We start from the raw sequence: 26,520 nt of genomic DNA, 5'->3' as shown, positions 1-26,520 counted from the left end.
CAGGGCGGCTAGCCCAGGCTGATGCCGATGTTGGAGATGGCGGCCTGACGGATGTCGCGGCGCATCTCTTTGATGTCGTCAATGCCGGGCTCCGACTCCACCCACTCCAGCAGTTGCTGCTGAATCGCCTTCTCTTGCTGCATCATCTCATGGGCGAAAATGAAGTCGTCCAGGGCTTTGCCATCCAGCTCCGGCTCTTCGACCACTTCGATGTAGTTGGTGACCGTGGAGCTGGAGAGCTTGGACACGTTAATCAGGTCGTCCTCGATCTTCTGCTGCATGGCGATAAAGATGGTGCTGACGGCGACGACGGCGTCCATGGCGGGGTAGACCCCGTACATGTCGTGGTCGTCGGGCTCCGGCGTGATCGCCTCCAGTTTCTCCAGTTGCAGCTCGTAGCTGAGTTTCAGTCGCCGACTGAAACAGCTTTCCCACAGCAGATCCAGGGATGACTGCAGCTGAGCGTGATCGTTGTTGTCCAGAGCCGCACAAAACAGCTGGAAGTTTGGCAGCATGCGCTCCGCCAGGGCAGTAGCGAACAGGCGCTTGCCCTCGGGAGACAGGGCTTTGATGCGGCTGAAAAAGCCGGGTGCTTTACTCATGTATGGATTCCAATTAGGCGGCCAGTATGGTTTCGGCCGCGGATTCTACCTTGTTTAATTCGTCTAGTAACTCAAGAATTTCCGGTTCCAGCTGGGCAGTACTGTTGCCTTGCTTCAGTTGTGACTCCAGATCGGCGCACAGCTTCTGCAACCCGGGCACGCCGGAGTAGCAGGTGGCGCCGTGCAACTTGTGAACGGTTTTCAGCATGGCGGTACGATCCCCCAGCTGCAGATGGTTGTCGATAAGTTCACGGGTTTGCGGAATGCTGTCCATCAGCATCTTGAGCATCTCTTTGGCCAGATCATTATTGCCGCCGGATTGCGTCAGTGCCAGTTTCCAGTCCACTACCTGGCTTAATACCGGAGTGGCGGTGGAGGTCCAGCGGTCAAGGACCTGCTCCAGTCCCTGCTCATCGATGGGTTTGGTCAGGATGTCATCAATGCCGCTGGCAAGTACTTGCTCACGCTCGGCGCCCAGCAGGTGGGCGGTCACCGCGATGATCGGGGTGCGGGTATTGCGGGACTGCTGGCGGATGCGCTGGGTGGCCTGGATGCCGTCGATGTCCGGCATCTGAATGTCCATAAAGATGATGTCGTACTCCTGCTCCTGCGCCCGCTGGATGGCCTGGGTGCCGGAGGAGAGGGTATCAACCTCGTCCACCAGCTCGCTGAGCAGGGTGTCGATAAGCTTAAGGTTGGCGCGGTTGTCATCCACAGCCAGCGTCTTGAGGGCCTTTTTCTCGCGACTGATGGTCATCGGTACCTGGGGGGCCGGCTGGTGCTGGGCGTCTTTATTGGTCAGGCTGGCAAACAGCCGCCGTTCGCTCATGGGCAGGGTCAGGCAGTGGTCGATGCCCAGGCCAGCCATCTGGTTGGCGACCTCGCTGTTGTTGCTGTCCAGCAGCAGTACCAGGTTGTCGCAGTGGTTGCGGATGATCGCAAGGGTTTCCATCATGCCCTCGCTGGGCTTGAGTTTGCGCCAGGCGATCAGGGCATGATCATAGTGCTGATCGCTGAGCTGCTGATGCAGTGGCGAACTGCTGCCGCAGGCGGTGGCCTTGATGTGCCAGTTATCCAACTGTTGCACCAGGTTGTTTCGGGTCAGCAGTCTCGGCTCAAACACCAGCGCACTCTGACCATAAACCTGTTCAAGAATCAGCGGATCGGAGATGGTAAACGGGCTCTTTTCGATGCTGAGTGTAAACCAGAAGGTGGAGCCCTGGCCTTCGCTGCTGGTGAAGCCGATCTGGCCATCCATGTGGTTGACCAGCCGTTTGGTGATCACCAGTCCCAGGCCGGTGCCACCAAAGCGACGACTGATGGAGCTATCGGCCTGGCCAAAGGCCTGGAACAGCATCGATTGCTGTTCCTTGCTGATGCCGATGCCGGTGTCCGCCACTTCGCCGCGGATCAGCACCCGCTCCGGTGTCTCCTTGGCGGCATCCAGCTGCAGGCGTACGCTGCCCTTGTCGGTGAACTTAATGGCGTTGTTGACCAGGTTGGTCAGAATCTGCTGCAGGCGCATCACGTCGCCGTTGAGGCTGTCCGGTACTCGCTCATCGATGTCGATCACCAGCTCCAGCTCCTTCTCGGCGGCGGCGGTGGACAGCAACTGCATGGTTTCATCCACCGCTTCGCGCAGGGCAAAAGGCATCTTCTCAAGAACCATCTTGCCCGCTTCCAGTTTTGAGAAGTCGAGGATGTCATTGATGATGGACAGCAGGTTGGTGGCGCTGCGCTCGATGGTGTTGAGGTAGTCGCGCTGGTTGTCGTGCAGCGGCGTTTTCAGCAACTGCCGGGTAAAGCCGATGACGCCGTTGAGGGGCGTGCGCAGCTCATGACTCATGTTGGCCATGAATTCCGATTTAACCCGGCTGGCTTCCAGGGCCCGCTTTTTGGCGATATCCAGTTCCACGTTCTGAATCTCGATCTGCTCCAGAGTCTCCCGCAGGTCGGAGGTGGCCTGGTCGATGTTCTGTTGCATCTCATTGTGGTATTCCGCCAGGGAGGAGGCCATGGCGTTGATGCCCCGCTTCAGGTGGTCCAGTTCGCCGATAAGCTCCCCCTGCAGCCGGGTATCCAGCTTACCCTCTCGAATCTTGGCCACGGCGGTTACCATGTCGGTGATGGGGCGAGTGACGTTTTTCATCAGCCTGAAGGTGAACAGCAGGTTCAGCTGGACACCGATGAGGACGATGATGAAGGCCCAGCCCGCGCCGCGGTACTGGTTAACCAGGGCTTCATGCTTATTAATCTGCAGCACGATGTAGCCCAGTTGGGTCCGTGGCGTAAAATTGGTGTCTACCGCCGGGGTCGGCAGGGTGTAGATCGGTGCCCGCATAATCACATGGTCACCGATGTGCTCGATGTTGATCCCTTCGGTCAGATCCCGGTTGATGGGCAGTTTAATCAGGTCGAAGTTCTGCCGGTATTGGCTGGTGGCAAATACTTGATTCTGGTTGTCAAATATCGCTATCAATTGCACAAACAGTGAGTTCTGCTTGTGAATCATGTCGATGAGTCGCTGGCTGTAGTCACGGTTACTGGTGCTCAGGCCGTAGCTGGCCGCCATAGCCAGGGGGCTGACGATGTTCTTACCCCGAACCAGCAGCGAGTTGTCCAGCTCCGAGAAACGGGTCAGAGTGAAGAAACTGCCTAGCAGTACGCCGATCAGTATGGTGGGTGCCAGTGCCAACACCAGCACCCAGGCTCTGAGACTGTATTTGGTGACCCCATTCATCTGTGGGACAATGCTCCGCTAAGTATGTTTGGCTATTGTTATCCCTTAATGCCGCTGGATTTTCCAGCTTTTCAGGGGGATCGCGACAGTCCAATACCTGTCACGATCCCCCTATTGTAATCAACGGACCTTTCTATGGCACAGTTTTTTACCCCTAAGTCCAATAAATTAAAGAAGTTGTCTAAAAAAATCCGCCTCAGTGCCGATCGTCTCGATCACAAAGGTCAGGGGGTTGCGGAGTATCAGGGCAAGGTGGTGTTTTTGCCCGGGCTGCTGCCGGGCGAGCAGGCCGAGGTGCAGCTGACCGAGCAGAAAAAGCGCTTCGCCATCGGAAAAGTGCTGAATCGGCTTAATGATGCCCCTGTACGAATCGAGCCGACCTGCCCCCATTTTGGTGCCTGTGGCGGCTGCCAGTTGCAGCACCTGAGCTCCGCCGACCAGCGCAGCCATAAGCAGCAGTCGTTGATTGAGTTGCTGAGCAAACTGGGGGACGCCCACTGCGAGCAGGTGGCTGAGCCCATCGTCGGCGACGACTGGCACTACCGCCGCCGGGCCCGTCTGGCGGTGAAGATGGAGCAGGGGGCGTTGCAACTCGGGTTTCGGCAGGAGGGCAGCCGCGACATTGTCGCCATCGAACGTTGTCCGGTGCTGGTGGCGCCGTTTTGTGATCTGATTGCGCCGCTGAAACAGCTGGCGTCTGGCCTTCGGGGCCGGCGGCAACTGGGGCACATCGAACTGACCCAGACCGATGACGGCAACCTGGCGTGTTTTCGATTTACCCAGAAACTGGCTGAGGCAGACCGGCAGCAGCTGCAACAGTTTGCCGAAAGCCACAGCCTGACGGTGTTGATTGACGGCAACGACGGCATCGAGCGCCTCGACGGTCAGCCATTGGCTCCCTTTGCCATCGGCAATGGCGAGGAGGGCTTGCCGTTGGCGTACCTGCCAGGGGACTTTATTCAGGTCAACGATGCGGTCAATCGTCAGATGGTGGCCCAGGCGTTGGCATGGTTGGCCCCGGGCAAGGACGACGTGGTGCTGGATCTGTTTGCCGGTGTCGGTAATTTCAGTCTGCCGCTGGCGCAGCGAGCCAGGGCGGTGATTGCCGTCGAAGGGGTGGAGCAGATGGTGGTTCGCGGCAATGCCCGGGCCGCCGAGTTAGGGCTGAAGAATCTGAGCTTCCATCAGGCCGATCTCAATGCCGAGGACCTGAGCGCGCCCTGGTTGCAGCCGGTGGATTTGCTGCTGCTGGATCCGGCCCGAGCCGGTGCCGTTGGCGCTCTGGCCCACCTGGGCACCTGGCAGCCGAAACGGGTGTTGTACGTTTCCTGTAACCCCGCCAGTCTGGCCCGTGATGCAAAATTGCTCACCGGGCAGAATTATCGCCTGACAAGGGTTGGACTGGTGGATATGTTCCCGCATACTCAGCATCTGGAGTCGATGGCACTCTTTGAATTGCAATAGGATAGAACGCTGCCGGGGTGAGCCGATCCCCGGGGCTACGGGTCGTCAATGAAGACGACAGCCACACCAGGATGCCCAAGCCGTTGGGCCAGTTAGAGGATGAGCACGCACCATGGTTTCCGTTCGTCAGATCCATTTTGGAGAACAACAGGTTGACCTGCAGCAGTGGCTGCAGCAATTGGCACTCAGTGACAGTCAGCAGCAACAGCTGGAGGCCACCTATCGTTATTGCCAGAACCTCACTGACGTCGATACGAAGGTGGTGGACGCCTGCCTGATTCGTGCCCGTGAGATGGTGGAGATCCTGCTGCCATTGAATATGGACATCGATACCCTGGAAGCCAGCTTGCTGTTTACCTGCATCGATGAGCAGGTACTGACACTGGAACAGGTGGAGGCGGAGTTTGGCGAGCGCTTGTTGCCGCTGATCAAAAGTGTCCAGGTGATGGATGCCATCCGTACCCTGCAGACCGGTACCGGCATCAGTGCCTCCGAAGGGCAGATCGACAACCTGCGCCGCATGCTGCTGGCCATGGTGGAAGATGTGCGGGCGGTGGTGATCAAGCTGGCCGAAGGGGTGGTCATGCTTCGGGAGGTCAAGAACGCCGACGAAGAGACCCGGGTGGTGCTGGCTCGCGAGGTGCGGGACATCTACGCGCCGCTGGCCAACCGACTCGGCATCGGCCAGCTCAAATGGGAGCTGGAGGATCTGTCGTTCCGCTACCTGCACCCGGACACCTACAAAGAGATTGCCAAACTGCTGGATGAGAAGCGCATCGACCGGCAGAACTACATCGAAGAGTTTGTCTCCGGCCTGCAGCAGCAGTTGGATGCCGATGGCATCCGCGCCGAGGTGTACGGCCGGCCGAAACACATCTACAGCATCTGGAAGAAGATGCAAAAGAAGAACCTGGCGTTCTCCGAGCTGTTCGATGTGCGGGCGGTGCGGATCATTGCCGAGCGTCTGCAGGATTGTTACGCCGCCCTCGGGGTGGTGCACACCCAGTGGCGCCATCTGCCCAACGAATTTGACGACTACGTGGCCACGCCCAAGCCTAATGGCTATCAGTCCATCCATACCGTGGTGCTCGGGCCGGAGGCCAAGAGTGTGGAGATTCAGATTCGCACCGAACAGATGCATCAGGATGCTGAGCTGGGCGTAGCGGCGCACTGGAAATACAAAGAGGGGCCACAGTCGGGCAAGTCCTCTGGTTTCGAGGAGAAGATCAACTGGCTGAGAAAAATCCTCCAGTGGCAGGAGGACGTGGTCGAAAGCGGCAACCTGGTGGACGAAGTCCGCAGCCAGGTGTTTGAAGATCGGGTCTATGTGTTTACCCCACGCGGCGACGTGGTCGATCTGCCGGCAGGCAGCACGGTGCTGGATTTTGCCTACTACATCCACTCGGTGGTGGGGCATCGCTGCATCGGTGCCAAGATCGACGGGCGTATCGTGCCCTTTACCACCATTGTCGAGACCGGGCAGCGGGTGGAGATCATCACCGCCAAGCAGCCGAACCCGAAACGGGACTGGCTCAACCCCAGCCTCGGCTACATCAAAACCAGCCGTGCCAGGGCCAAGATCGCCCACTTCTTTAAACTGGAAGACAAAGACAAAAATGCCGCCGCCGGTAAAGAGATGATGGAGACCGAGTTGCAGCGTCACGGGCTTAAGCTTGAGGACGCCAACAGCGCGGTTCAGCGGTTTAACATGCACGCCTTGGAAGATCTGCTGGCGGCCATTGGCGGTGGCGACATCCGCTTGAACCAGGTGATCAACCACATCCAGAGTCGCCATAAGCGCGAACAGGACAGTGACGAAGAGGCGCTGGCGGAGCTGGTCAGCCGGCCACCCACCAAGCCTCGCCAAAGCTCCGGCCAGATAGAGGTCAATGGTGTCGGCAACCTGATGACCCATATGGCTAAGTGTTGCCAGCCGCTGCCCGGCGATCCGATCTACGGTTACATCACCCAGGGTCGTGGCGTGTCGGTGCACCGGGAAGAGTGCGAACAGCTGGCCGGTCTGCTGGGCAAGCATCCGGAACGCGGCGTCGAGGTGGTCTGGGGCGAAAGTGTCTCCGGCGGCTACACCGTCTCCATTCGGGTGATCGCCAACGACCGCAGCGGCCTGCTGCGGGACGTGACCACCCTGCTGGCCAATGAGAAATCCAACGTGCTGGAGATGCGCAGTCACAGCGATGCCAGGCAGCACACCGCAGCCATTGAGCTGAAACTGGAGTTGTTTAACATGGACTCGCTGACCCGGCTGGTATCCAGGCTGAGCCAGATCCCCGGGGTGCTGGAGGTAGGGCGCCTGTGAGTCAGATGGATCGATTGCTGGCCATCATGGCCAAGTTGCGGGATCCCGAGGGCGGCTGCCCCTGGGATCTCAAGCAGGACTTTGCCACCATCGTGCCACACACCCTGGAGGAGGCCTACGAGGTGGCCGACACCATCGAGCGTCAGAGTTGGGACGAGTTACCCGGTGAGCTGGGGGACCTGCTGTTTCAGGTGGTGTTCTACGCCCAGCTGGGCAAGGAGCGCCAGTGGTTTGATTTTGAAGAGGTCGCCCGTCGCATCTGCGATAAGCTGGAGCGGCGTCACCCCCATGTGTTTGCCGATGCGGCGATTCCCGAGTCCGAACTGAAAGCCAGTTGGGAGGCGAGCAAGTCCGCCGAGCGGGCCGACAAAGGTGAGCATTCGGTGCTGGATGACATTCCCCAGGCGATGCCGGCCCTCAACCGGGCCCTGAAAATCCAGAAGCGGGTGGCCGCAGTGGGGTTTGACTGGGATGCGCTGCCGCCGGTGGTGGCCAAGATTCATGAAGAGGTGGATGAGGTCCTGGCTGAGGTCAACCAGCCAGCGGTCGACCCGGATCGGGTCGAAGATGAAATTGGTGACCTGCTGTTTGCGGTTACCAACCTTGCCCGTCACCTGAAAGTGAACCCGGAGCAGGCCCTGCGTCGTGCCAACGGCAAGTTTGAGCGGCGCTTTCGCGGGGTAGAGGCCCTGGCCGCCGACCAGAGCCGTAGCCTGCAAGATCACAGCCTCGAGGAGTTGGAGCAGTATTGGCAGCAACTAAAACGCCGAGAACAGTGAGTTCTCAATTGTTCTGTAAGTTGGCCTCTGTTATACTGTTATCCCGTCCGAATAGTGAACTCCCACTAGTTAGTTTCTTCAATTCTCAGGTTCAGCATGACTACAAATTATATCTTCGTGACGGGCGGGGTGGTTTCCTCGTTGGGTAAAGGCATTGCAGCAGCGTCTCTTGCCGCCATTATGGAAGCGCGTGGTCTGAACGTGACCATGATGAAACTGGATCCGTACATCAACGTCGATCCAGGCACCATGAGCCCCATCCAGCACGGTGAAGTGTTCGTAACCGAAGACGGTGCCGAAACGGATCTGGACCTGGGTCACTATGAGCGCTTCATCCGCACCAAGATGAGCAAGCGCAACAACTTTACCTCCGGTCGTATCTACGCCGACGTTCTGCGCAAAGAGCGCCGCGGCGACTATCTGGGTGCCACCATCCAGGTTATTCCCCACATCACCAACGCCATTAAAGAGCGGGTGATCTCCGGCGCCGAAGGCCACGACGTGGCCATCGTCGAAGTGGGCGGCACCGTTGGTGACATCGAGTCCCTGCCATTCCTGGAAGCCCTGCGTCAGCTGGCTGTAGAGCTGGGCCGTGATCGGGCCATGTTCATGCACCTGACTCTGGTGCCCTACCTGTCTGCCGCCGGTGAAGTGAAAACCAAGCCGACCCAGCACTCGGTGAAAGAGCTGCTGTCCATCGGCATCCAGCCGGATGTGCTGATCTGTCGCAGCGACCGGGTGGTACCGGCCAATGAGCGTCGTAAGATTGCGCTGTTCTGTAACGTCGAAGAGAAGGCGGTAATCAGCCTGAAAGACGTCGACAGCATCTACAAGATTCCGGCACTGTTGAAATCCCAGGGGCTGGATGAGCTGGTGACCAAGCGCTTCGGCCTGAGCTGTCCGGAAGCGGACCTGGCAGAGTGGGAGCGGGTGATCTACGAAGAAGCCAATCCTACTGCGGAAGTAACCATCGGCATGGTCGGCAAATACGTCGAGCTGCCCGATGCCTACAAGTCGGTCAACGAAGCCCTGAAGCACGGTGGCTTGAAAAACCGTCTCTCCGTCACCATTAAGTACATCGACTCTCAGGATGTGGAAGCCAAAGGCGCCAGTATTCTGGACGGTCTGGATGGCATTCTGGTTCCTGGCGGTTTTGGCGAACGTGGCGTGGAAGGCAAGATCATGGCCGCTCGCTACGCCCGTGAAAACAAGGTGCCTTACCTGGGGATCTGCCTGGGTATGCAGGTGGCGCTGATCGAATTTGCCCGCAACGTTGCCGGCATGGAAGACGCCCACTCCTCCGAATTCCGTCCGGACTCAACCCACCCGGTTGTGGGCCTGATCACAGAATGGGTCGACGAAGAGGGTAACGTGGAGGAGCGCACTGAAAACGCCGATCTCGGCGGTACAATGCGTCTCGGTGCCCAGCTGTGTCACCTGAAACAAGGCTCCAAGGTTGCCGAACTGTACGGCAGTGATACCTGTGTCGAGCGTCACCGTCATCGCTACGAGGTGAATAATAAATATCGTAAGCAACTGGAGGAAGCGGGGCTGTCCTTTGCCGGACTGTCGACCGACAAGAAACTGGTGGAGATCATCGAGATTCCGGCGCACCCATGGTTTGTGGCCGGACAATTCCACCCGGAGTTTACCTCCACGCCACGTGATGGCCACCCTCTGTTTGCCGGCTTTGTAAAGGCGGCGGGTGAGTTCCAGAAAGGCGAACTAAACTAGAGAGCGAGATTCCTGTCCGGCTGCCGGGAGCGGTGGCCGGACTTAATTTTTAAACTCTGTATAGGAAATAATGTAATGGCAAAGATCGTTAAGATTGTCGGCCGCGAAGTCATGGACTCTCGTGGTAACCCAACCGTAGAAGCCGAAGTGCATCTGGAAGGTGGGTTCTTTGGCATGGCCTGCGCCCCGTCCGGCGCGTCTACCGGTACCCGTGAAGCCCTGGAACTGCGTGACGGTGACAAGTCCCGCTACCTGGGTAAAGGCGTACTGAAGGCGGTGGCCAACGTTAACGACAAGATCGCTCCTGCACTGCTGGGCTTCGATGCCCTGGATCAGCGTGGCCTGGATCAGGCGATGCTGGATCTGGACGGTACCGAGAACAAAGACAACCTGGGTGCCAACGCGATTCTGGCGGTATCCCTGGCTGCAGCCAAAGCGGCCGCATCCGCCAAGGGCCTGCCTCTGTACGCTCACATCGCTGAGCTGAACGGCACTCCGGGCGTGTACTCCATGCCGGTTCCGATGATGAACATCCTCAACGGTGGTGAGCATGCCGACAACAACGTCGACATTCAGGAGTTCATGGTTCAGCCTGTTGGCGCCGAGAACTTCCGTGAAGCACTGCGTATGGGTGCTGAAATCTTCCACAACCTGAAGAAAGTGTTGAGCGCCAAAGGCCTGAACACTGCCGTAGGTGATGAAGGTGGTTTCGCGCCAAACCTGGCGTCTAACGCGGACGCTCTGGCGATCATCAAAGAAGCGGTTGAAGCGGCAGGTTACACCCTGGGCAAAGACGTGACTCTGGCGCTGGATTGTGCCGCGTCCGAGTTCTACAAAGACGGCCAATACGTCCTGAGTGGCGAAGGTAAGAGCTTTGATTCCAACGGTTTCTCTGACTACCTGGCCAACCTGACCGAACAGTACCCTATCGTTTCCATCGAAGACGGCCTGGACGAGTCTGACTGGGATGGCTGGGCTTACCAGACCCAGATCCTGGGCGACAAGATTCAGCTGGTGGGTGACGACCTGTTCGTAACCAACACCAAGATCCTGAAGCGTGGTATCGACAACAGCATCGGTAACTCCATCCTGATCAAGTTCAACCAGATCGGCTCCCTGTCCGAAACTCTGGACGCCATCAAGATGGCCAAAGATGCCGGCTTTACTGCGGTTATCTCTCACCGTTCCGGTGAAACCGAAGACGCCACCATCGCCGATCTGGCGGTAGGTACTGCGGCGGGCCAGATCAAGACCGGTTCTTTGTGCCGTTCTGACCGGGTTGCCAAGTACAACCAGTTGCTGCGTATCGAAGAGCAGCTGGCTGGCAAAGTGGCCTACAACGGTCTGAAAGAGATCAACGGTCAGGGCTAACTCCCGACTCGAGATTGAAAATGCAAAAAGTCGCCTGCGGGCGGCTTTTTTGTTGGCTTTTTTCTTTTCTTTTCCCTCACCTTAGGTCAAGATCTCTGACATCAACGTACGGGTGGATGAGATGCGAGTACTGCTGATAATCATGACGCTGGCCCTGGTGGGACTGCAATACCGCCTCTGGAGCGGTGAGAACGGCTACGCCGAAGTGCGCCGGCTGGAAGTGCAGATCGCCGAGCAGAGTGACAACAATCTCGACCTCGAGCAGCGCAATCAGATGCTGCGTGAGGAGATCGCCGATCTGCGCAACGGTCTGGAATCGGTGGAGGAGCGGGCTCGCAATGAGCTGGGCATGGTCGGCAGTGACGAACAGTTCTTCCGGGTCATCAAACGCCCCTCATCCAACGCCGGCCAATAACGCCTGCCTCCCGGTCATTTCGGAGCTTAAATGCGACAACAACAACAGAAGGTGTATGCCGTCGTGCCCGCAGCCGGCATCGGCAAACGCATGGGCGCCGCCCTGCCCAAACAATACCTCAACCTCGACGGCCGTCCGATCCTTTCCCATACCCTGTCCCGCCTGCTGGCCCACCCGGACATCAGCCAGGTGGTGGTGGCCCTGAGCCCCAGGGATACCCTGTTTGACCAGCTGGCCGAAGCCGGTGATGACCGTGTCCGCCGGGTCGACGGTGGCGGCGAGCGGGCCGATTCGGTCTTGGCGGCGCTCAATGCCATCGACGACGACGATGCCTGGGTTATGGTGCATGACGCTGCCCGGCCGTGCCTGCGTCAGCAGGACATCACCCGCCTGCTGCAGCAGGCGGGTACCCAGGGCGGCATTCTGGCCGCACCGGTTCGCGACACCATGAAGCGTGCCACTGCCGCCGGTGACATCGATCATACGGTAGAGCGGCAGGGCCTGTGGCACGCATTGACGCCCCAGCTGTTCCCCCTGGTGGCACTGCGCGAGGCGCTGGCACAAGCCCTGGCGCAGCAGGCATCCATCACCGATGAAGCCTCGGCCATGGAGCGCGTCGGGTGGCAGCCGACCCTGGTGGAAGGCTGCATCAGCAACATGAAAGTTACCCATCCCGATGATCTCAGGATGGCTGAATTATTGATAAAGGAGCTGTAATGATCCGCATCGGTCACGGTTTTGATGTACACAAATTTGGCGGAGAAGGTCCGGTCATCCTGGCCGGCGTACCGGTAGCTTATCATCAGGGGTTGCTGGCGCACTCCGACGGCGACGTGATTCTGCATGCCGTCAGCGATGCCCTGTTGGGCGCCATGGCGCTGGGTGACATTGGTCATCACTTTCCCGACACCGATCCCCGCTTCAAGGGGGCCGACAGCCGGGAGTTGCTGCGTCACTGCTATGCTTTGATCAAGGAGCAGGGCTACCGGTTGGGCAATCTTGACGTGACGGTGATCGCCCAGGCGCCCAAGATGGCGCCTCATATCGATGCCATGCGCACCAACATCAGTGCCGATCTGGAGTCTCAGTTGTCTCAGGTGAACGTGAAAGCCACCACCACCGAAAAGTTGGGGTTTACCGGGCGAGCCGAAGGGATTGCCGTTGAAGCTGTGGTGGTACTGAGTCGTGTCTGATTACACACTGCCGCAGTGGCATTTTCTTCATGGCCAGCCGACCGCCACCGGTCTGCTGCGCAGCCAGCCGGAAGACTTTCAGGTGGATGAGTTGTTGCCGTTCAGCGCCGACGGTCAGGGCGAGCACCACCTGCTGCAGATTCGCAAGCGGGAGATGACCACCCACCAGCTGGCCAGAAAGCTGGCAGAGTTCGCCGGTGTCAAAGCCATGGACGTCTCATGGGCTGGCCTCAAGGACAAATTCGGCGTTACCACCCAATGGCTGTCGGTGCGCATTCCCGGTAAAGAAACGCCGGACTGGGCGAGCCTCAATGATGACACCATGCAGGTGCTGCAGGCCCTTCGTCACAGCAAAAAGCTGCGGGTAGGAGCGCTGCTGGGCAATGCCTTTACCCTGACGCTCAGGCAGGTCGAGGGCGATGATGACCTCGATAACCGGTTGCAGCAGGTTCGGGACACCGGCGTGCCCAACTACTTTGGTGAGCAGCGTTTTGGCCATGGCGGTCGCAACGTGGCCCGGGCAGCCGAGATGTTTGCCGGACGTCGGGTCAAGGATCGCAACAAGCGCAGCCTGTACCTGTCGGCGGCCCGCAGTTTCCTGTTTAATCAGTTGGTGTCCGAGCGGTTGCAGCGTCATGGTCTGGGTCTGCTGCCCGGCGATACCCTGATGATGCCCGCCGGTGGCAGTTTCTTTAAGTCCGAGGTAGATGACGCCGATCTGGTCGATCGTCTTGCCCGGGGGGAGCTGCGACTGTCTGCGCCTATGGCTGGCAGTGGCCGCTACGGCGACGACGAGGCCGACCGGTTCGAACTGTCTCAGCTGCAGCGCTGGCCGGAACTGCTGGCCGGGCTGGAAGCGGCGCGGATGAAGCAGGAGCGGCGGCCCCTGCTGCTGCAGCCGCAGGGGATGAGCTGGCAGCGGGAGGCCGATACCTTGGTGGTGAAGTTCGTGCTGCCTGCCGGCGCCTACGCCACCTCGGTATTGCGGGAGATTCTCCGCTATGAAGATGCCCAGAGTATTGAAAATCAATCGGTTAATGGATAAAAATAGCTCACTATGAGAATTCTTGTAAGCAACGACGACGGCGTTCATGCCCCGGGTATCCGGGCCCTATCTGAAGCACTGGCTGACATCGCCGAGGTGACGACGGTGGCGCCGGATCGGAACTGCAGTGGCGCCAGCAACTCACTGACGCTGACCAATCCATTGCGAATTCAGACCATTGATAATGGCTATATCGCTGTCAATGGCACGCCGACCGATTGCGTTCATCTGGCGATTCGGGAGCTGATGGACGGTGAGCCGGATCTGGTGGTATCCGGCATTAACGCCGGCGCCAACCTTGGCGACGACACCCTATATTCCGGCACTGTGGCGGCCGCCATGGAGGGACGTCACCTGGGGCTGCCGACCATTGCGGTCTCCCTGGTGGGGCGCGAGTTACGCCATTATGAGACCGCGGCCGCGTTCACGCTAAAGCTGGTGCGGCACCTGCAGCAACATCCGCTGCCGTCGGATCAGATCCTCAACATCAATGTGCCGGATCTGCCTCAGGAGCAGATTCAGGGCGTCAAGGTCACGCGTTTGGGGGCACGCCACAAAGCCGAAGGCATGATTCGAACCCAGGATCCTGCGGGCCGGGATATCTTCTGGCTCGGCCCTCCCGGCCGTCAGCAGGATGCCGGCGAAGGCACCGATTTTGATGCGGTGGCCAACGGCTATATCTCCATCACTCCGCTAACGGTAGACCTGACGGCGCACGAGCAACTGGCGGGGCTGCAAAACTGGATGGGTGACCTGCAATGATCGGCAATGCGCAGGCTTACGGCCAGAGACTGGCCCAACAGCTGAAGCAAGCGGGCATTGCCGATGCCCGGGTGCTTAACGCCATTGCCACCACACCCCGTCAGGGGTTTGTGGAGGGGGCGCTGATTCAACGAGCCTGGGAAAACACCGCTCTGCCCATCGGCCAGGGCCAGACCATCTCTCAGCCATACATCGTCGCCCGCATGACCGAGGCGTTGCTGAGCGGGCTGCAACCCGGTCCGGTGTTGGAGATTGGCACCGGCTCCGGTTATCAGTCGGCCATTCTGGCGCAGCTGGTACCGCAGTTGTGCACTGTCGAGCGTATAAAAAGCCTGCAAATCACCGCACGGCAACGGCTGAAGAAGATGGATCTGCATAACATCGCCTTCAAATATGGGGATGGTTGGCAGGGCTGGCAGGCCCGGGCGCCGTTTGCCGGCATCATAGTGACCGCTGCGGCCCGGGAGTTGCCACAAGCATTGCTGCAGCAACTGGCTGACGGTGGCCGCATGGTTATCCCTCTGGGAGAGACCGAGCAGGTGTTGCACCTGATCACTCGTCAGGGCGATCGCTTTGTCAGTGAAGTGCTGGAAGGGGTACGCTTTGTGCCACTGGTTGCCGGTGCAACGGAATAGGGTGTCCTTATCGTTACGCCGCCGCTCTCTGGCGGCGTTTGCGTTTCTGGAAGGGCTCATCGTGCCTGTGCCGGTGGAGCTGTTACTGGCGCCGTTATGCCGGGCCCAGCCCCGTCGTTGCTGGCACTATGCCACGTTAGCGACCCTGGCATCGGTAGCCGGTGGCCTGGTGGCATACATGGCCGCCCGCTGGGGCATGGAGGCCTTGGTGATGCCATTGGTGGAGCGCTGGGGTTACCAGGTGGAATTACGGCAAACCCTGGTGTTGTTTCAGCAGTGGGGTCCCTGGGTACTGGCGATTACCGGCTTGACGCCCATCCCCTATAAACTGGCGACCTTGGCTGCCGGGGCCAGTGGGGTATCGCTGCTGTCGTTTATTGTTGCTGCGCTGATCGGACGGGCCAGCCGTTATTATCTGGTGGCCTGGGTTGCCCGGCAAACCGGGCGTCTGCCTGCTCATTATGCCTGGATAGGCTGGATCATTTTGGGATTGTTTCTGTGTGCGATAATTGCCCTGTTTTAACCCGTCTTTGTTTGATTATGCTGGTGATGATCACTGCCGGCTGCAGTTTTCAGGCGTCCAATCCAGCGCCTGTGGAAACCTTATACACAGGCAAGACATTTCGGGACACCGTCAAAGGCAGCGTCAACCAAAAGCGCTACAAGGTGCAGCCCGGGGATACCCTCTACTCCATCGCCTGGGCATCGGGGACCGATTTCCGGCAACTGGCCAAGACCAATTCATTGGGATCGCCCTACACCATACAGGTTGGGCAGTGGCTTGATTTAGAATCGGTCAAAAAAGCAGCAGGACCCGCTTCGAAACCACCAAAGACAGTGAAAACCACTGTGAATGCTCGTCAATCCACATCTGGTACTACCAATTCGAAAAAACAAAAAGAAACCACTAAAGCGGTTGATCCCAAAAATTCTCAAGAGTATGCTTCAACAAGAAGCTCACAATTTATTAACAGGTCGTTAAACTCCCAACTGCCCAAGAAAGTGGCTGGATGGAGGTGGCCAACCTCCGGGAAGGTGGTTGCGCGTTACTCCGATTCAGGGCAGGGGCTAAAGGGGCTAGACATTGTTTCTAAGGAAGGAACGCCTGTTGTGGCTTCGGCACAAGGAAAAGTGGTGTATGCCGGAAGTGCGTTGCGAGGGTATGGCAAATTAATAATTATTAAACACAGTGATGATTATCTAAGTGCGTATGCCCACAATAAGAAAATCTTAGTACGCGAAAAACAGGGAGTGAAAGCCGGTCAACGGATCGCAGAGATGGGACAAACCGACAGCGACAGAGTGAAGTTGCACTTTGAGATTCGCTACAAAGGTAAGCCCGTGGATCCGGAACGGTATCTCCCTAAGCGGTAATTTTTGAAGGGACGTCAAGGTATATGGAGGCTTTACCGTGAATTAATCAATGTGGTTTGGGACAAATTGGGAGACTGGCCAATGAGTCGGAATAACAAGCAATACAGCAGTGCCGCTGCGGTGGCAATCGATCGAGACGATGCGGTTTTGGGGACTGAATCGGCTCAGGCAGGATCGAAAAAGACCCGCAAGGCAAAAGAATCCGCAGTAGATCAACTGGTACAGGATGATCTGCAAAAGAACCTCGATGCAACTCAGTTGTACCTGAGCGAAATCGGGTTTTCACCCCTGTTAACCGCAGAGGAGGAGGTCTATTACGCCCGCCGTGCGCAGCGTGATTGTGCCAAATCCCGCAATCGAATGATTGAGAGCAATCTTAGGTTGGTGGTGAAGATTGCCCGTCGCTACAACAACCGGGGGCTCGCACTCCTCGATCTTATCGAAGAAGGCAACCTTGGCTTGATTCGTGCCGTCGAAAAATTCGATCCCGAGCGCGGGTTCCGTTTTTCAACCTACGCCACCTGGTGGATCCGTCAGACCATTGAACGGGCCATCATGAATCAGACCAGGACCATACGCCTGCCTATCCATGTGGTCAAAGAGCTCAATGTTTATCTGCGCACCGCCCGTGAACTGGCCCACAGCCTGGATCATGAGCCGACCGCCGATGAGATTGCGGCAAAACTCGACCGACCGGTGGAAGACGTCAGCAAGATGCTTAAGCTGAATGAAAAGATCAGCTCGGTGGATACGCCCATTGGGGGCGATTCCGATAAGGCACTGCTGGACATCATCGCCGATGATGACGGGGCCAGTCCGGAGGTCAGGGTCCAGGAAGACGACATTCAGGACTCGGTGGTTCGTTGGTTGGATGAGCTTAACTCCAAGCAGCGTGAGGTACTGGCGCGCCGGTTTGGATTGCTGGGCTATGAGCCATCCACCCTGGAAGACGTAGGCCGTGAAATTGGCTTGACCCGAGAGCGGGTTCGCCAGATTCAGGTAGAAGCGTTGCGCCGTCTTAAGGATCTGCTGGGTGCTCAGGGTCTCTCAAGCGAGGCACTGTTTCGACAGTGACTGACATTGCCCTTAAGTGCATTGAAAAAACGCGGCCATCTGACCGCGTTTTTTTCTGTCTTAGTTCAGCTCCTGTTTGAGCCGGTATAGCAGATCGTGGGCTTGCCGGGGGCTGAGATTGTCAGGATCAATCTGTTCCAGCATCTCCACTACCGGGTGGGAGTCCGGTTCACCTCCAGGGATGGGCAGGGCCATCTGCGGCGTATGTCCGCCCTGATGCTCCTGCTGCTCGAGCTGCGCCAACTTCTGTTTGGCCTGGCGAATCACTCCTTTGGGTACCCCGGCCAGGGCGGCAACCTGCAAGCCATAACTGCGGCTGGCGGGACCGTCCTGAACCGCATGCATAAAGGCGATGGTGTCGCCGTGCTCCACCGCGTCCAGGTGCACGTTTACAGCCCCGGGTTGAGCGTCCGGCAGCTGGGTCAGTTCGAAATAGTGAGTAGCAAACAGCGTCATGGATTGGCTTTTGCTGGTCAGATACTCTGCCGCTGCCCAGGCGAGTGACAAGCCATCGTAGGTAGACGTCCCGCGACCAATCTCATCCATCAGCACCAGGCTGGTGGGGCCGGCATTGTTGAGAATATTGGCGGTTTCGGTCATCTCCACCATGAAGGTGGAGCGCCCAGAAGCCAGATCGTCGGAGGCGCCGATGCGGGTAAAGATGCGATCCACCGGGCCGATTCGGGCGTCATCGGCGGGAACAAAGCTGCCGATATGGGCCATCAGGGTGATCAGGGCCGTCTGGCGCATATAGGTGGATTTACCGCCCATGTTGGGGCCGGTCAGAATCAACATGCGCCGGCTCGGGGCCAGTTTAACCGGGTTGGCGATAAAGGGATCCTTCATCACTTGCTCCACCACTGGGTGACGACCGCCATCGATGTGGATTCCGGCGTCATCAATCAACTGTGGGCGACAGTAGTTCAGGGTCTGGGCGCGTTCGGCGAAGTTTTGCAGCACATCCAGTTCGGCGCAGGCAAAGCCAAACTCCTGCAACGCGGCCAGTTTTGGCAGCAGCAGATCAAACAACTGCTCATACAGCTGCTTTTCCAGTGCCAGCGCTTTGCCCTGACTGGTCAGTACCTTGTCCTCGTGCTCCTTAAGCTCGGGAACGATGAAGCGTTCGGTATTTTTCAGGGTTTGCCGGCGTACGTAGCTGGCCGGTACCAGCGCGGACTGGGCCCGGCTGACCTCAATGTAGTAGCCATGAACCTTGTTGTATCCGACCTTCAGAGTGGCGATGCCGGTGTTGTCCCGCTCCCGCTGTTCCAGCTCGGCCAGATAGTCGGTGGCACCCTGTGACAGATCCCGCCAGTAATCCAGATCGGCATCGTAACCGGGGGCGATAACGCCGCCGTCCCGAATCAGTACCGGCGGATTGTCGATGATGGCCCGTTCCAGCAAGGTCAACTCGTCTGGAAACTCCCCCAGCTGGGTGATCAACTGTCCAAGGCGGGCGCTGTGGCTGTCGGCTAGGGTGGTTTTGAGTTCCGGCAGGTGCGTCAGGGCGTTGCGAAGTCGGGCGAAATCCCGTGGTCGGGCACTGCGAAGCGCCAGGCGGGCCAGAACCCGTTCGATGTCACCGATGGCTTTCAGCAGCTCGGACAGCTCCACAAACAGGCCGCTGTCCAGCAGCTCCTCTACCGAATCCAGCCTCAGGTTCAGCTGGTTACGCTGGGTCAGCGGTTGATGCACCCAGCGCTGCAGTTGCCGTGAGCCCATGGCGGTCGCGGTGCGGTCCAGCACCGATGCCAGGGTGTTGTCATGGCCGCCGCTGAGGTTATGGGTCAGCTCCAGGTTTTTCCGGGTGGCGGCATCGAGAATGATGCAGTCGCCATTTTGCTGGCGACTGATGCTGCGAATATGGGGCAGGGCGGTGCGCTGAGTGTCTTTAACATACTGCAGCAGACAGCCGGCGGCACACAGTCCCCTGTCGGCGCTGTCGACACCGAAGCCGGTCAGATCACGGGTACCAAACTGGCTGGTGAGTTGCTTGCGGGCCGTGGCCAGATCAAACTCCCACTCCGGCCGCCGACGCAATCCCTGACAGGACGCCAGCAGCGCCTTGCCGGGAAATGACTCGGAGTACAGCAGCTCCGCCGGGCTGACCCGCTGCAGTTCGGCCAGCAGGGCATCGTCGTCCGCCAGTTCATTGAGGAAGAAGCGGCCCGAGGTCATGTCCAGGGTGGCAAAACCATACTGGCCCTGATGCTCGTAAACCGCGGCCACCAGATTGTCGCGGCGCTCGGTCAGCAGGGCTTCATCGGTCACGGTACCCGGTGTGACAATCCGCACCACTTTGCGCTCCACCGGTCCCTTGCTGGTAGCGGGGTCGCCCACCTGTTCGCAGATGGCGACTGACTCTCCCATCTGCACCAGTCTGGCCAGGTAGCCTTCTACCGCATGGTAGGGCACGCCGGCCATGGGAATCGGGTCGCCGCCGCTCTTGCCTCGGGCGGTCAGGGTGATGTCCAGTAACTGCGCGGTCCGTTTGGCGTCGTCGTAAAAGAGCTCATAGAAGTCGCCCATACGATAGAACAGAATGACGTCCTGATGCTCAGCTTTGAGGGTCAGGTATTGTTGCATCATGGGCGTGTGGTGCTGAAGGGCCGCGGACTGGGTGCTCACAAGGTTCCTGCTAGTCAAATTCAGTGAAGCGGCTATGATACCCGTTATTGAATTTCGCCTCTAGATGGCAAACAACTCTTGATACTGTATGACTATACAGTATACTGGCCCCAACAAATGACAGAACGACCCATTGAATTTTAGAGTGGAGCTTGCAATGGACAACAACAAACAGCGTGCCCTGTCGGCCGCCCTGGGCCAGATTGAAAAGCAGTTTGGTAAAGGCTCAATCATGCGTCTTGGTGACGCCACCACCCTGGATATCGAGTCCATCTCCACCGGTTCACTGGGTCTGGATGTGGCACTGGGTATCGGTGGTCTGCCTGCCGGCCGGGTTGTTGAAATCTATGGCCCTGAATCTTCCGGTAAAACCACCATGACCCTGCAGGTTGTCGCCGAAGCCCAGAAGATGGGCAAGACCTGCGCCTTTGTGGATGCCGAGCACGCCCTGGACCCCATCTATGCGGAAAAGCTGGGTGTCAACGTCAAAGAGTTGCTGGTTTCCCAGCCGGACACCGGTGAACAGGCGCTGGAAATCTGTGACATGCTGGTGCGCTCCGGTGCCGTTGATGTGGTGATCGTTGACTCCGTTGCTGCCCTGACGCCGAAGGCGGAGATCGAAGGCGAGATGGGTGACTCCCACGTGGGTCTGCAGGCCCGTCTGATGTCTCAGGCCCTGCGTAAGCTGACGGCCAACATCAAACGCTCCAACACCCTGTGCATCTTCATTAACCAGATTCGGATGAAGATCGGTGTGATGTTCGGCAGCCCGGAAACCACCACCGGTGGTAACGCCCTGAAGTTCTACTCCTCCGTCCGCCTGGATATTCGCCGTACCGGCGCTATTAAAGATGGTGACGAAGTGGTGGGTAACGAGACCCGGGTCAAGGTCGTGAAGAATAAGGTTGCGCCACCGTTTAAACAGGCCGAGTTCCAGATCCTGTACGGCGAAGGCACCTCTAAAGAGGGCGAACTGATTGATTTGGGCGTGAAGCACAAGCTGGTCGAAAAGTCCGGAGCCTGGTACAGCTATAAAGGTGAGAAGATCGGTCAGGGTAAGGCCAACAGCATCCGTTTCCTCAAGGAGAACGTGGCCATTGCTGAAGAGATCGAGACTCAGCTGCGCGCCATGCTGCTGGTCAAGGCCGAGCCGGCCAAAGACGAGTTCGAAGATGCCAAAGCCGAGGCTCCGGCAGGAGAGTAAGCTCTGAGCGACAAAGAGACAAAACACGCGGCGTTGGGGTTACTCAGTCGCCGCGACCACTCAAAAGCCGAGTTGGTGCAGAAGCTGCGTCAACGCGGCTTTTCTGTTTCAGAAGACGCCCCATTGCTGGATCAGCTTCAGGACTGGGGCTATCTGGATGACACCCGTTTTGCCATGGGGTATGTGCGCAGCCGCTTTCACCGTGGTGTCGGGCCAAATCGTCTGCGCCAGGAGCTCAGAACCAAAGGCGTCGGCTCCTCCCTGATTGAGGCAGCGCTGCAGCAGCAGGAGTTGGATTGGTGGGCGGCCTGCCTTACCGTGGCCGAGCGACGCTACCACCGCAACGACATCGAGCAGTACGCCAGCCGCCAGAAAGCGTACCGGTTTCTGATGGGCCGGGGTTTTGAATCCGAGCAGATTCAGTTTGCTTTCGACGAATTGCGCCAGCACGGCTAATTTTTCTTAATTTCCCCTTCTTTACTGGTTTGCTGACCATCCTTGCGGATATAATTGAGCGTTTGTATGGGCAGCAGCCTCACCCTGAGCGGGTAGGTGGCTGTCAAACGTCACTCAATCAGTTTTTTCAGGATGACCGCATGCGTATGACCACTGCTGAAATTCGGGAAGCTTTCCTGGAATATTTCCGCACCCAGAACCACGAAGTATTGGAGTCCAGCTCCCTGGTTCCCCATAACGACCCGACATTGCTGTTTACCAATGCCGGTATGAACCAGTTCAAAGATGTGTTCCTGGGCGCTGAGCAGCGCAACTACACTCGAGCCACAACCTCGCAGCGCTGCGTGCGCGCCGGTGGTAAGCATAACGACCTGGAAAATGTGGGATACACCGCCCGTCACCACACCTTCTTCGAAATGCTGGGTAACTTCAGCTTCGGTGACTACTTCAAAGTGGACGCCATCCATTTTGCCTGGAAGTTTTTGACCGAAGAGTTGAAGCTGCCAAAGGAGAAGCTGTGCGTCACTATCTACGAATCCGACGATGAAGCCTACGACATCTGGCTCAACCAGATCGGCGTTGCGGCGGACAACATCATTCGCATCGGTGACAATAAAGGCGCGCCTTACGCCTCCGATAACTTCTGGCAGATGGGTGATACCGGCCCTTGCGGTCCCTGCACCGAGATCTTCTACGACCACGGCGAGCACATCTGGGGCGGCCGTCCCGGCACTCCGGAAGAGGACGGCGACCGTTTCATCGAAATCTGGAACATCGTATTCATGCAGTACAACCGTCAGGCCGACGGCACCATGAATCCGTTGCCTAAGCCGTCGGTGGACACCGGCATGGGGCTGGAGCGTATTGCTGCCATCATGCAGGGCGTGCACTCCAACTATGAGATTGATCTGTTTCAGAGCCTGATCAAGCAATCGGCACAACTGCTGAACGTTTCGGATCTGGAAAACAACTCCCTGCGGGTGATTGCCGATCACATCCGCTCCTGTGCTTTCCTGCTGGCCGATGGCGTAATGCCTTCCAATGAAGGCCGTGGTTATGTGCTTCGTCGCATCATCCGTCGCGCCGTCCGTCATGGTCACAAGCTGGGGGCCAGAGCTCCCTTCTTCCACCGTTTGGCACCGAAGCTGGCTGAGTTGATGGGCGCGGCCTACAACGAGCTGAACACCCAGATGCCGGTGATCACCAAGGTACTGAAGACCGAAGAGGAGCAGTTCCTGCGTACCGTGGATCGCGGTCTGGCATTGCTGGAAGAGGTTCTGGTTGACCTTGATGGCGACACCATTCCCGGTGCCAAGGTGTTTGAACTGTACGACACCTATGGTTTCCCGGCCGACTTGACCGCCGACATCGCCCGCGAGCGCGAAGTGAAGATTGACCAGCAGGGTTTCGATGACGCCATGGCCGCCCAGCGCAAGCGCGCTCAGCAGGCCAGCAAGTTTGGTGTTGATTACAATGAAGTGCTGCGCATTGATGCTGAATCCGAGTTCAGCGGCTATGAGCTGACCGAGCAGGCCGCCAAGGTGACTGCCATCTACAAAGAGGGCGAATCGGTACAGCAGTTGCTGGAGGGTGAAGAGGGCCAGGTGATTCTGGACACCACGCCATTCTACGCCGAGAGCGGCGGTCAGAGTGGCGACCGCGGCGAACTGCTGATGGTCGACGGTGCTTTCAGTGTTACCGACACCCGTAAAGCCGGCAACGCCATCCTGCACGTGGGTTACGTCTCCGGTGGTGAGATTCACGTTGGTGAGGAGTTGACTGCCGCCATCGATGAAAACCGCCGTCAGGCCATCAAGCTGAACCACACCGCGACCCACCTGCTGCACGCCGCGCTTCGCAAGGTGTTGGGTGACCACGTCACCCAGAAAGGATCTCTGGTAGCGGCCGACAGCCTGCGTTTTGATTTCAGCCACTTCGAAGGGCTGAACATCAAGACCCTGCGCACTATCGAGAAGCTGGTGAACGATCAGATTCGGGCCAACCACGATGTGGCGACCCGGCTGATGAACATTGACGATGCCAAAGAAGCCGGGGCCATGGCTCTGTTCGGTGAAAAATACGACGATGAAGTTCGTGTTGTTGGTATGGGCGAGTTCTCCACCGAACTGTGTGGCGGTACCCACGTCAATCGCACCGGTGACATCGGCTTCTTTAAGATTGTTTCCGAAGGTGGCATTGCCGCCGGTGTTCGCCGTATCGAGGCGATTACCGGTCAGTACGCCATCGAGGCCATGCACCAGTTGGGTGAGCAGTTCGATAGCCTGGCGTCCATGGTAAAGAGCGACTCCCACAACCTGGCGGATCGCATTCGCACCATGGTTGAGCGAGGCCGCTGGCTTGAGAAAGAGGTGGAGCGTCTGAACGCCAAGCTGAATGCTCAGGCCGGTGCTTCTCTGGCGGACCAGGCCATCGAGATAGGTGGCGTTAAGGTGATTGTTGCTAATCTGGAAGGCGCCGACCCTAAATCGCTGCGTGACACCATGGACCAGTTGAAGAACAAGCTGGGTTCGGGCATCGTGGTATTAGCCGCCTCGAAAGAGGGCAAGGTAAGCCTGATTGCCGGTGTGACCAAAGATATGACCGGAAAAGTGAAAGCCGGCGAATTGGTGAACATGGTGGCCCAGCAGGTTGGTGGCAAAGGCGGAGGCCGTCCAGATATGGCTCAAGCCGGCGGTACCGACGTCGCTGCCGTGCCTTCGGCATTGGCGACCGTCAATGACTGGTTGGCACAGCGGCTGTAATTCGTGGCTTTATACGTCCAGAAGTTCGGCGGCACCTCGGTGGGATCCCTGGATCGCATAGAGGCGGTCGCCGATGGCATCGCCCGCTCCGTGAGGGAAGGGCATCAATTGGTGGTGGTGTTATCGGCCATGGCCGGTGAAACCAACCGTCTACTGGAGCTTGCCTCCCAGGTGTCGGCCAAGCCCAGTGAGCGAGAGCTGGATATGCTGGTGAGCACCGGTGAGCAGATCTCCATCGCCTTAATGGCGATGGCGTTGCAGAAGCGGGGAATTGCCGCACTGTCGCTGCTTGCCTCACAGGTTGGGATTGATACCGACGGCCATCATGGTAAGGCTGAAATCACCCATGTCTGCAAGCAGCGTCTGAGTGAATGTCTGGCCCTGGGGCAGGTTGCCATTGTGGCCGGTTTTCAGGGGGTCAGCCCCCAACGGGAGCTGACCACGTTAGGCCGGGGAGGCTCAGACACCACCGCGGTGGCGCTTGCGGCAGCCATAGGTGCCGATGAGTGTCAGATATTCACCGATGTAGAAGGGGTCTATACTACTGATCCAAGGGTAGAACCTAAGGCTCGTAAAATGGACCACATCACCTTTGAGGAGATGCTGGAGATGTCCAGCATGGGCGCCAGGGTGTTGCAGATACGTTCGGTGGAGTTTGCCGGGCGCCATCGGGTTCCATTGCGGGTTTTGTCGAGTTTCAAGGAAGGAGAGGGCACTCTGATCAATTATGACAGCCATTGTCAATCCGCTGCCTGTGTCACCGGCATTGCGTTTAGCCGTGAGGAAGCCAGCATTACCCTGACTGGGTTGAAAGACCAGCCGGGCATTGCGGCCGCCGTTTTTTCACCACTGGCGGAGGCGAAAGTTGAGGTCGACATGATCGTTCAGTCGTCAGCGGCGAATGAGTGTGTTGATTTAACCTTTACGGTTCATCGGGATGACTTTACCCTGGCAAAATCATTGATTAAACCTTTGATGCCAGAGCTGGGAGTTGACCACCTTATAGAAACCAAAGACATCTGCAAGGTGTCCGTTGTCGGAGCATCCATGCAGTACCATACCGGTATTGCCAAGCAGATGTTTGAGGTCTTGGGGCGGGAAGGGATTAAGATTCATTTGATAGCCACATCAGAGATAAAAATCTCCGTTGCCATCGATGAGAAGTATCTTGAGCTTGCGGTCAGAAGCCTTCACAGTTCATTTGGATTGGGCGAAGACTGAGAATATCTGCCAATGTGGGTAGAATTAATCTAGGCTAACTTTATAATAGCGCTGCAAGATTCCGTCGCTAGGAGCGGTGGACTTGAAGAGAGAGGAGCGAAAGAATGCTGATTTTGACTCGCCGCGTAGGCGAAACCTTGATGATTGGTGACGAAGTTACCGTTACCGTTTTGGGAGTAAAAGGCAACCAGGTACGTATTGGTGTAAATGCCCCCAAAGAGGTTTCCGTTCATCGCGAAGAGATCTACATGCGGATTCAGGCCGAAAAAGACGGCACTCCGCAGGGTGGAAACTTCTAAAAAGAACCGACGCAATTGCGTCGGTTTTTTTATGCCTGCATGGTTATATTCCGGTCCAGTCACCGTTTTTGCCCTACAATAGTTGGGTTTTTGGCCGTTACTGCCTTAAATGAACCCGGCTTGGCCAAAAACACTGCAATTGAGTTCGGCTGCAGGAAAAAGCGTTTGACATATTTCTGCGACAACGTAATATACGCCCCGCACCGCAGCTGAGGATGACTTGGCGAACGGTGGCTAGGGGGACTTAGCCCGAACGAAATAAGTCAAAATGGTGAGGTGGCCGAGTGGCTGAAGGCGCGCCCCTGCTAAGGGCGTATACCTTGATCGGTATCGAGGGTTCGAATCCCTCCCTCACCGCCATTGCGCGCTCGTAGCTCAGCTGGATAGAGTACCTGGCTACGAACCAGGCGGTCGAAGGTTCGAATCCTTCCGAGCGCGCCATATT

The 26,520-nt window shown here is 57.9% G+C and carries 22 protein-coding genes and 2 tRNA genes; 21 read left to right on the top strand and 3 right to left on the bottom strand.

The annotated features are described in order from the left end of the window. Positions 1 to 8 precede the first annotated feature (8 nt). Together BLT77_RS06150 and barA are read right to left on the bottom strand one after the other, a co-directional pair. Positions 9 to 602 carry a YjaG family protein gene (locus tag BLT77_RS06150; protein ID WP_090363551.1) on the bottom strand — a complete coding sequence of 198 codons (594 nt, stop codon included), beginning with the start codon at positions 600 to 602 and terminating at the stop codon, positions 9 to 11. Between the two features lie 13 nt (positions 603 to 615). Next, positions 616 to 3,342: a two-component sensor histidine kinase BarA gene (barA, locus tag BLT77_RS06145; RefSeq protein WP_090363548.1), complete on the bottom strand. Its 2,727-nt coding sequence runs from the start codon at positions 3,340 to 3,342 to the stop codon at positions 616 to 618. A gap of 135 nt (positions 3,343 to 3,477) precedes the next feature. Between barA and rlmD the strand changes: the two genes are divergently transcribed. The 14 genes from rlmD (at position 3,478) to rpoS (ending at position 17,505) form a co-directional block, all read left to right on the top strand. Next, the gene (rlmD, locus tag BLT77_RS06140; protein WP_090363545.1) at positions 3,478 to 4,806 is read left to right on the top strand and encodes a 23S rRNA (uracil(1939)-C(5))-methyltransferase RlmD; all 1,329 of its coding nucleotides are present in this window, start codon (positions 3,478 to 3,480) and stop codon (positions 4,804 to 4,806) included. A gap of 112 nt (positions 4,807 to 4,918) precedes the next feature. Continuing rightward, positions 4,919 to 7,123, top strand: a complete 2,205-nt coding sequence (gene relA, locus BLT77_RS06135) for a GTP diphosphokinase (protein ID WP_090363542.1) — start codon at positions 4,919 to 4,921, stop codon at positions 7,121 to 7,123. Between the two features lie 5 nt (positions 7,124 to 7,128). Beyond that, the gene (gene mazG, locus BLT77_RS06130; protein ID WP_090364385.1) at positions 7,129 to 7,902 is read left to right on the top strand and encodes a nucleoside triphosphate pyrophosphohydrolase; all 774 of its coding nucleotides are present in this window, start codon (positions 7,129 to 7,131) and stop codon (positions 7,900 to 7,902) included. A 96-nt stretch (positions 7,903 to 7,998) separates the two neighbouring features. After that, positions 7,999 to 9,636, top strand: a complete 1,638-nt coding sequence (locus tag BLT77_RS06125) for a CTP synthase (RefSeq protein WP_090363539.1) — start codon at positions 7,999 to 8,001, stop codon at positions 9,634 to 9,636. A 75-nt stretch (positions 9,637 to 9,711) separates the two neighbouring features. Continuing rightward, positions 9,712 to 11,007: a phosphopyruvate hydratase gene (gene eno / locus BLT77_RS06120; RefSeq protein ID WP_028113854.1), complete on the top strand. Its 1,296-nt coding sequence runs from the start codon at positions 9,712 to 9,714 to the stop codon at positions 11,005 to 11,007. 121 nt (positions 11,008 to 11,128) lie between these two features. Further along, a complete protein-coding gene (gene ftsB / locus BLT77_RS06115; RefSeq protein ID WP_090364382.1) occupies positions 11,129 to 11,422 on the top strand; it encodes a cell division protein FtsB in 294 nt (97 codons plus the stop codon). A 30-nt stretch (positions 11,423 to 11,452) separates the two neighbouring features. Beyond that, on the top strand, positions 11,453 to 12,139 hold the full coding sequence (gene ispD, locus BLT77_RS06110; protein WP_090363536.1) for a 2-C-methyl-D-erythritol 4-phosphate cytidylyltransferase: 687 nt from the start codon (positions 11,453 to 11,455) through the stop codon (positions 12,137 to 12,139). After that, the gene (ispF, locus tag BLT77_RS06105; protein ID WP_090363533.1) at positions 12,139 to 12,615 is read left to right on the top strand and encodes a 2-C-methyl-D-erythritol 2,4-cyclodiphosphate synthase; all 477 of its coding nucleotides are present in this window, start codon (positions 12,139 to 12,141) and stop codon (positions 12,613 to 12,615) included. Before ispD ends, ispF begins: the two co-directional genes overlap by 1 nt. Beyond that, positions 12,608 to 13,660 (top strand): tRNA pseudouridine(13) synthase TruD, encoded by a 1,053-nt coding sequence (truD, locus tag BLT77_RS06100; protein WP_245709884.1) that lies wholly within the window; start codon positions 12,608 to 12,610, stop codon positions 13,658 to 13,660. Before ispF ends, truD begins: the two co-directional genes overlap by 8 nt. Positions 13,661 to 13,672: 12 nt before the next feature. Beyond that, the gene (surE, locus tag BLT77_RS06095; protein ID WP_090363530.1) at positions 13,673 to 14,422 is read left to right on the top strand and encodes a 5'/3'-nucleotidase SurE; all 750 of its coding nucleotides are present in this window, start codon (positions 13,673 to 13,675) and stop codon (positions 14,420 to 14,422) included. Next, on the top strand, positions 14,419 to 15,057 hold the full coding sequence (locus tag BLT77_RS06090; protein WP_090363527.1) for a protein-L-isoaspartate(D-aspartate) O-methyltransferase: 639 nt from the start codon (positions 14,419 to 14,421) through the stop codon (positions 15,055 to 15,057). The genes surE and BLT77_RS06090 overlap by 4 nt, the downstream gene beginning before the upstream one ends. Before the next feature lies 1 nt (position 15,058). Then, positions 15,059 to 15,580, top strand: a complete 522-nt coding sequence (locus BLT77_RS06085) for a YqaA family protein (RefSeq protein ID WP_176819207.1) — start codon at positions 15,059 to 15,061, stop codon at positions 15,578 to 15,580. Positions 15,581 to 15,597: 17 nt separating this feature from the next. Next, entirely contained in the window at positions 15,598 to 16,431 is an 834-nt protein-coding gene (locus BLT77_RS06080) for a peptidoglycan DD-metalloendopeptidase family protein (RefSeq protein WP_090363522.1), read from the top strand. A gap of 81 nt (positions 16,432 to 16,512) precedes the next feature. Then, entirely contained in the window at positions 16,513 to 17,505 is a 993-nt protein-coding gene (rpoS, locus tag BLT77_RS06075) for an RNA polymerase sigma factor RpoS (RefSeq protein ID WP_090363519.1), read from the top strand. A 60-nt stretch (positions 17,506 to 17,565) separates the two neighbouring features. Here rpoS and mutS read toward each other — a convergent pair whose 3' ends face one another. Further along, positions 17,566 to 20,094, bottom strand: a complete 2,529-nt coding sequence (gene mutS, locus BLT77_RS06070) for a DNA mismatch repair protein MutS (RefSeq protein ID WP_090364376.1) — start codon at positions 20,092 to 20,094, stop codon at positions 17,566 to 17,568. Positions 20,095 to 20,290: 196 nt separating this feature from the next. On the opposite strand from mutS, the gene recA reads away from it, so the two are divergent. From recA to BLT77_RS06035, 7 genes are all read left to right on the top strand, one after another. Beyond that, entirely contained in the window at positions 20,291 to 21,337 is a 1,047-nt protein-coding gene (recA, locus tag BLT77_RS06065; RefSeq protein ID WP_090363516.1) for a recombinase RecA, read from the top strand. 33 nt (positions 21,338 to 21,370) lie between these two features. After that, positions 21,371 to 21,793: a regulatory protein RecX gene (locus BLT77_RS06060; RefSeq protein WP_425431720.1), complete on the top strand. Its 423-nt coding sequence runs from the start codon at positions 21,371 to 21,373 to the stop codon at positions 21,791 to 21,793. A gap of 140 nt (positions 21,794 to 21,933) precedes the next feature. Next, positions 21,934 to 24,555 carry an alanine--tRNA ligase gene (gene alaS / locus BLT77_RS06055; protein WP_090363510.1) on the top strand — a complete coding sequence of 874 codons (2,622 nt, stop codon included), beginning with the start codon at positions 21,934 to 21,936 and terminating at the stop codon, positions 24,553 to 24,555. 3 nt (positions 24,556 to 24,558) lie between these two features. Continuing rightward, positions 24,559 to 25,776 carry an aspartate kinase gene (locus BLT77_RS06050; RefSeq protein ID WP_090363508.1) on the top strand — a complete coding sequence of 406 codons (1,218 nt, stop codon included), beginning with the start codon at positions 24,559 to 24,561 and terminating at the stop codon, positions 25,774 to 25,776. A gap of 104 nt (positions 25,777 to 25,880) precedes the next feature. Further along, complete coding sequence (gene csrA, locus BLT77_RS06045) at positions 25,881 to 26,075, top strand: carbon storage regulator CsrA (protein ID WP_028109924.1); 195 nt, start codon at positions 25,881 to 25,883, stop codon at positions 26,073 to 26,075. A gap of 270 nt (positions 26,076 to 26,345) precedes the next feature. Further along, positions 26,346 to 26,435, top strand: a tRNA-Ser gene (locus tag BLT77_RS06040). A gap of 4 nt (positions 26,436 to 26,439) precedes the next feature. Continuing rightward, a tRNA-Arg gene (locus BLT77_RS06035) sits at positions 26,440 to 26,516 on the top strand. Positions 26,517 to 26,520: the final 4 nt, after the last annotated feature.

This window comes from Ferrimonas sediminum, from assembly GCF_900100175.1.
GTDB lineage: Bacteria > Pseudomonadota > Gammaproteobacteria > Enterobacterales > Shewanellaceae > Ferrimonas > Ferrimonas sediminum.
Note: the sequence above shows the minus strand (reverse complement) of the source record. Positions and strands in the feature narration are given on the sequence as shown.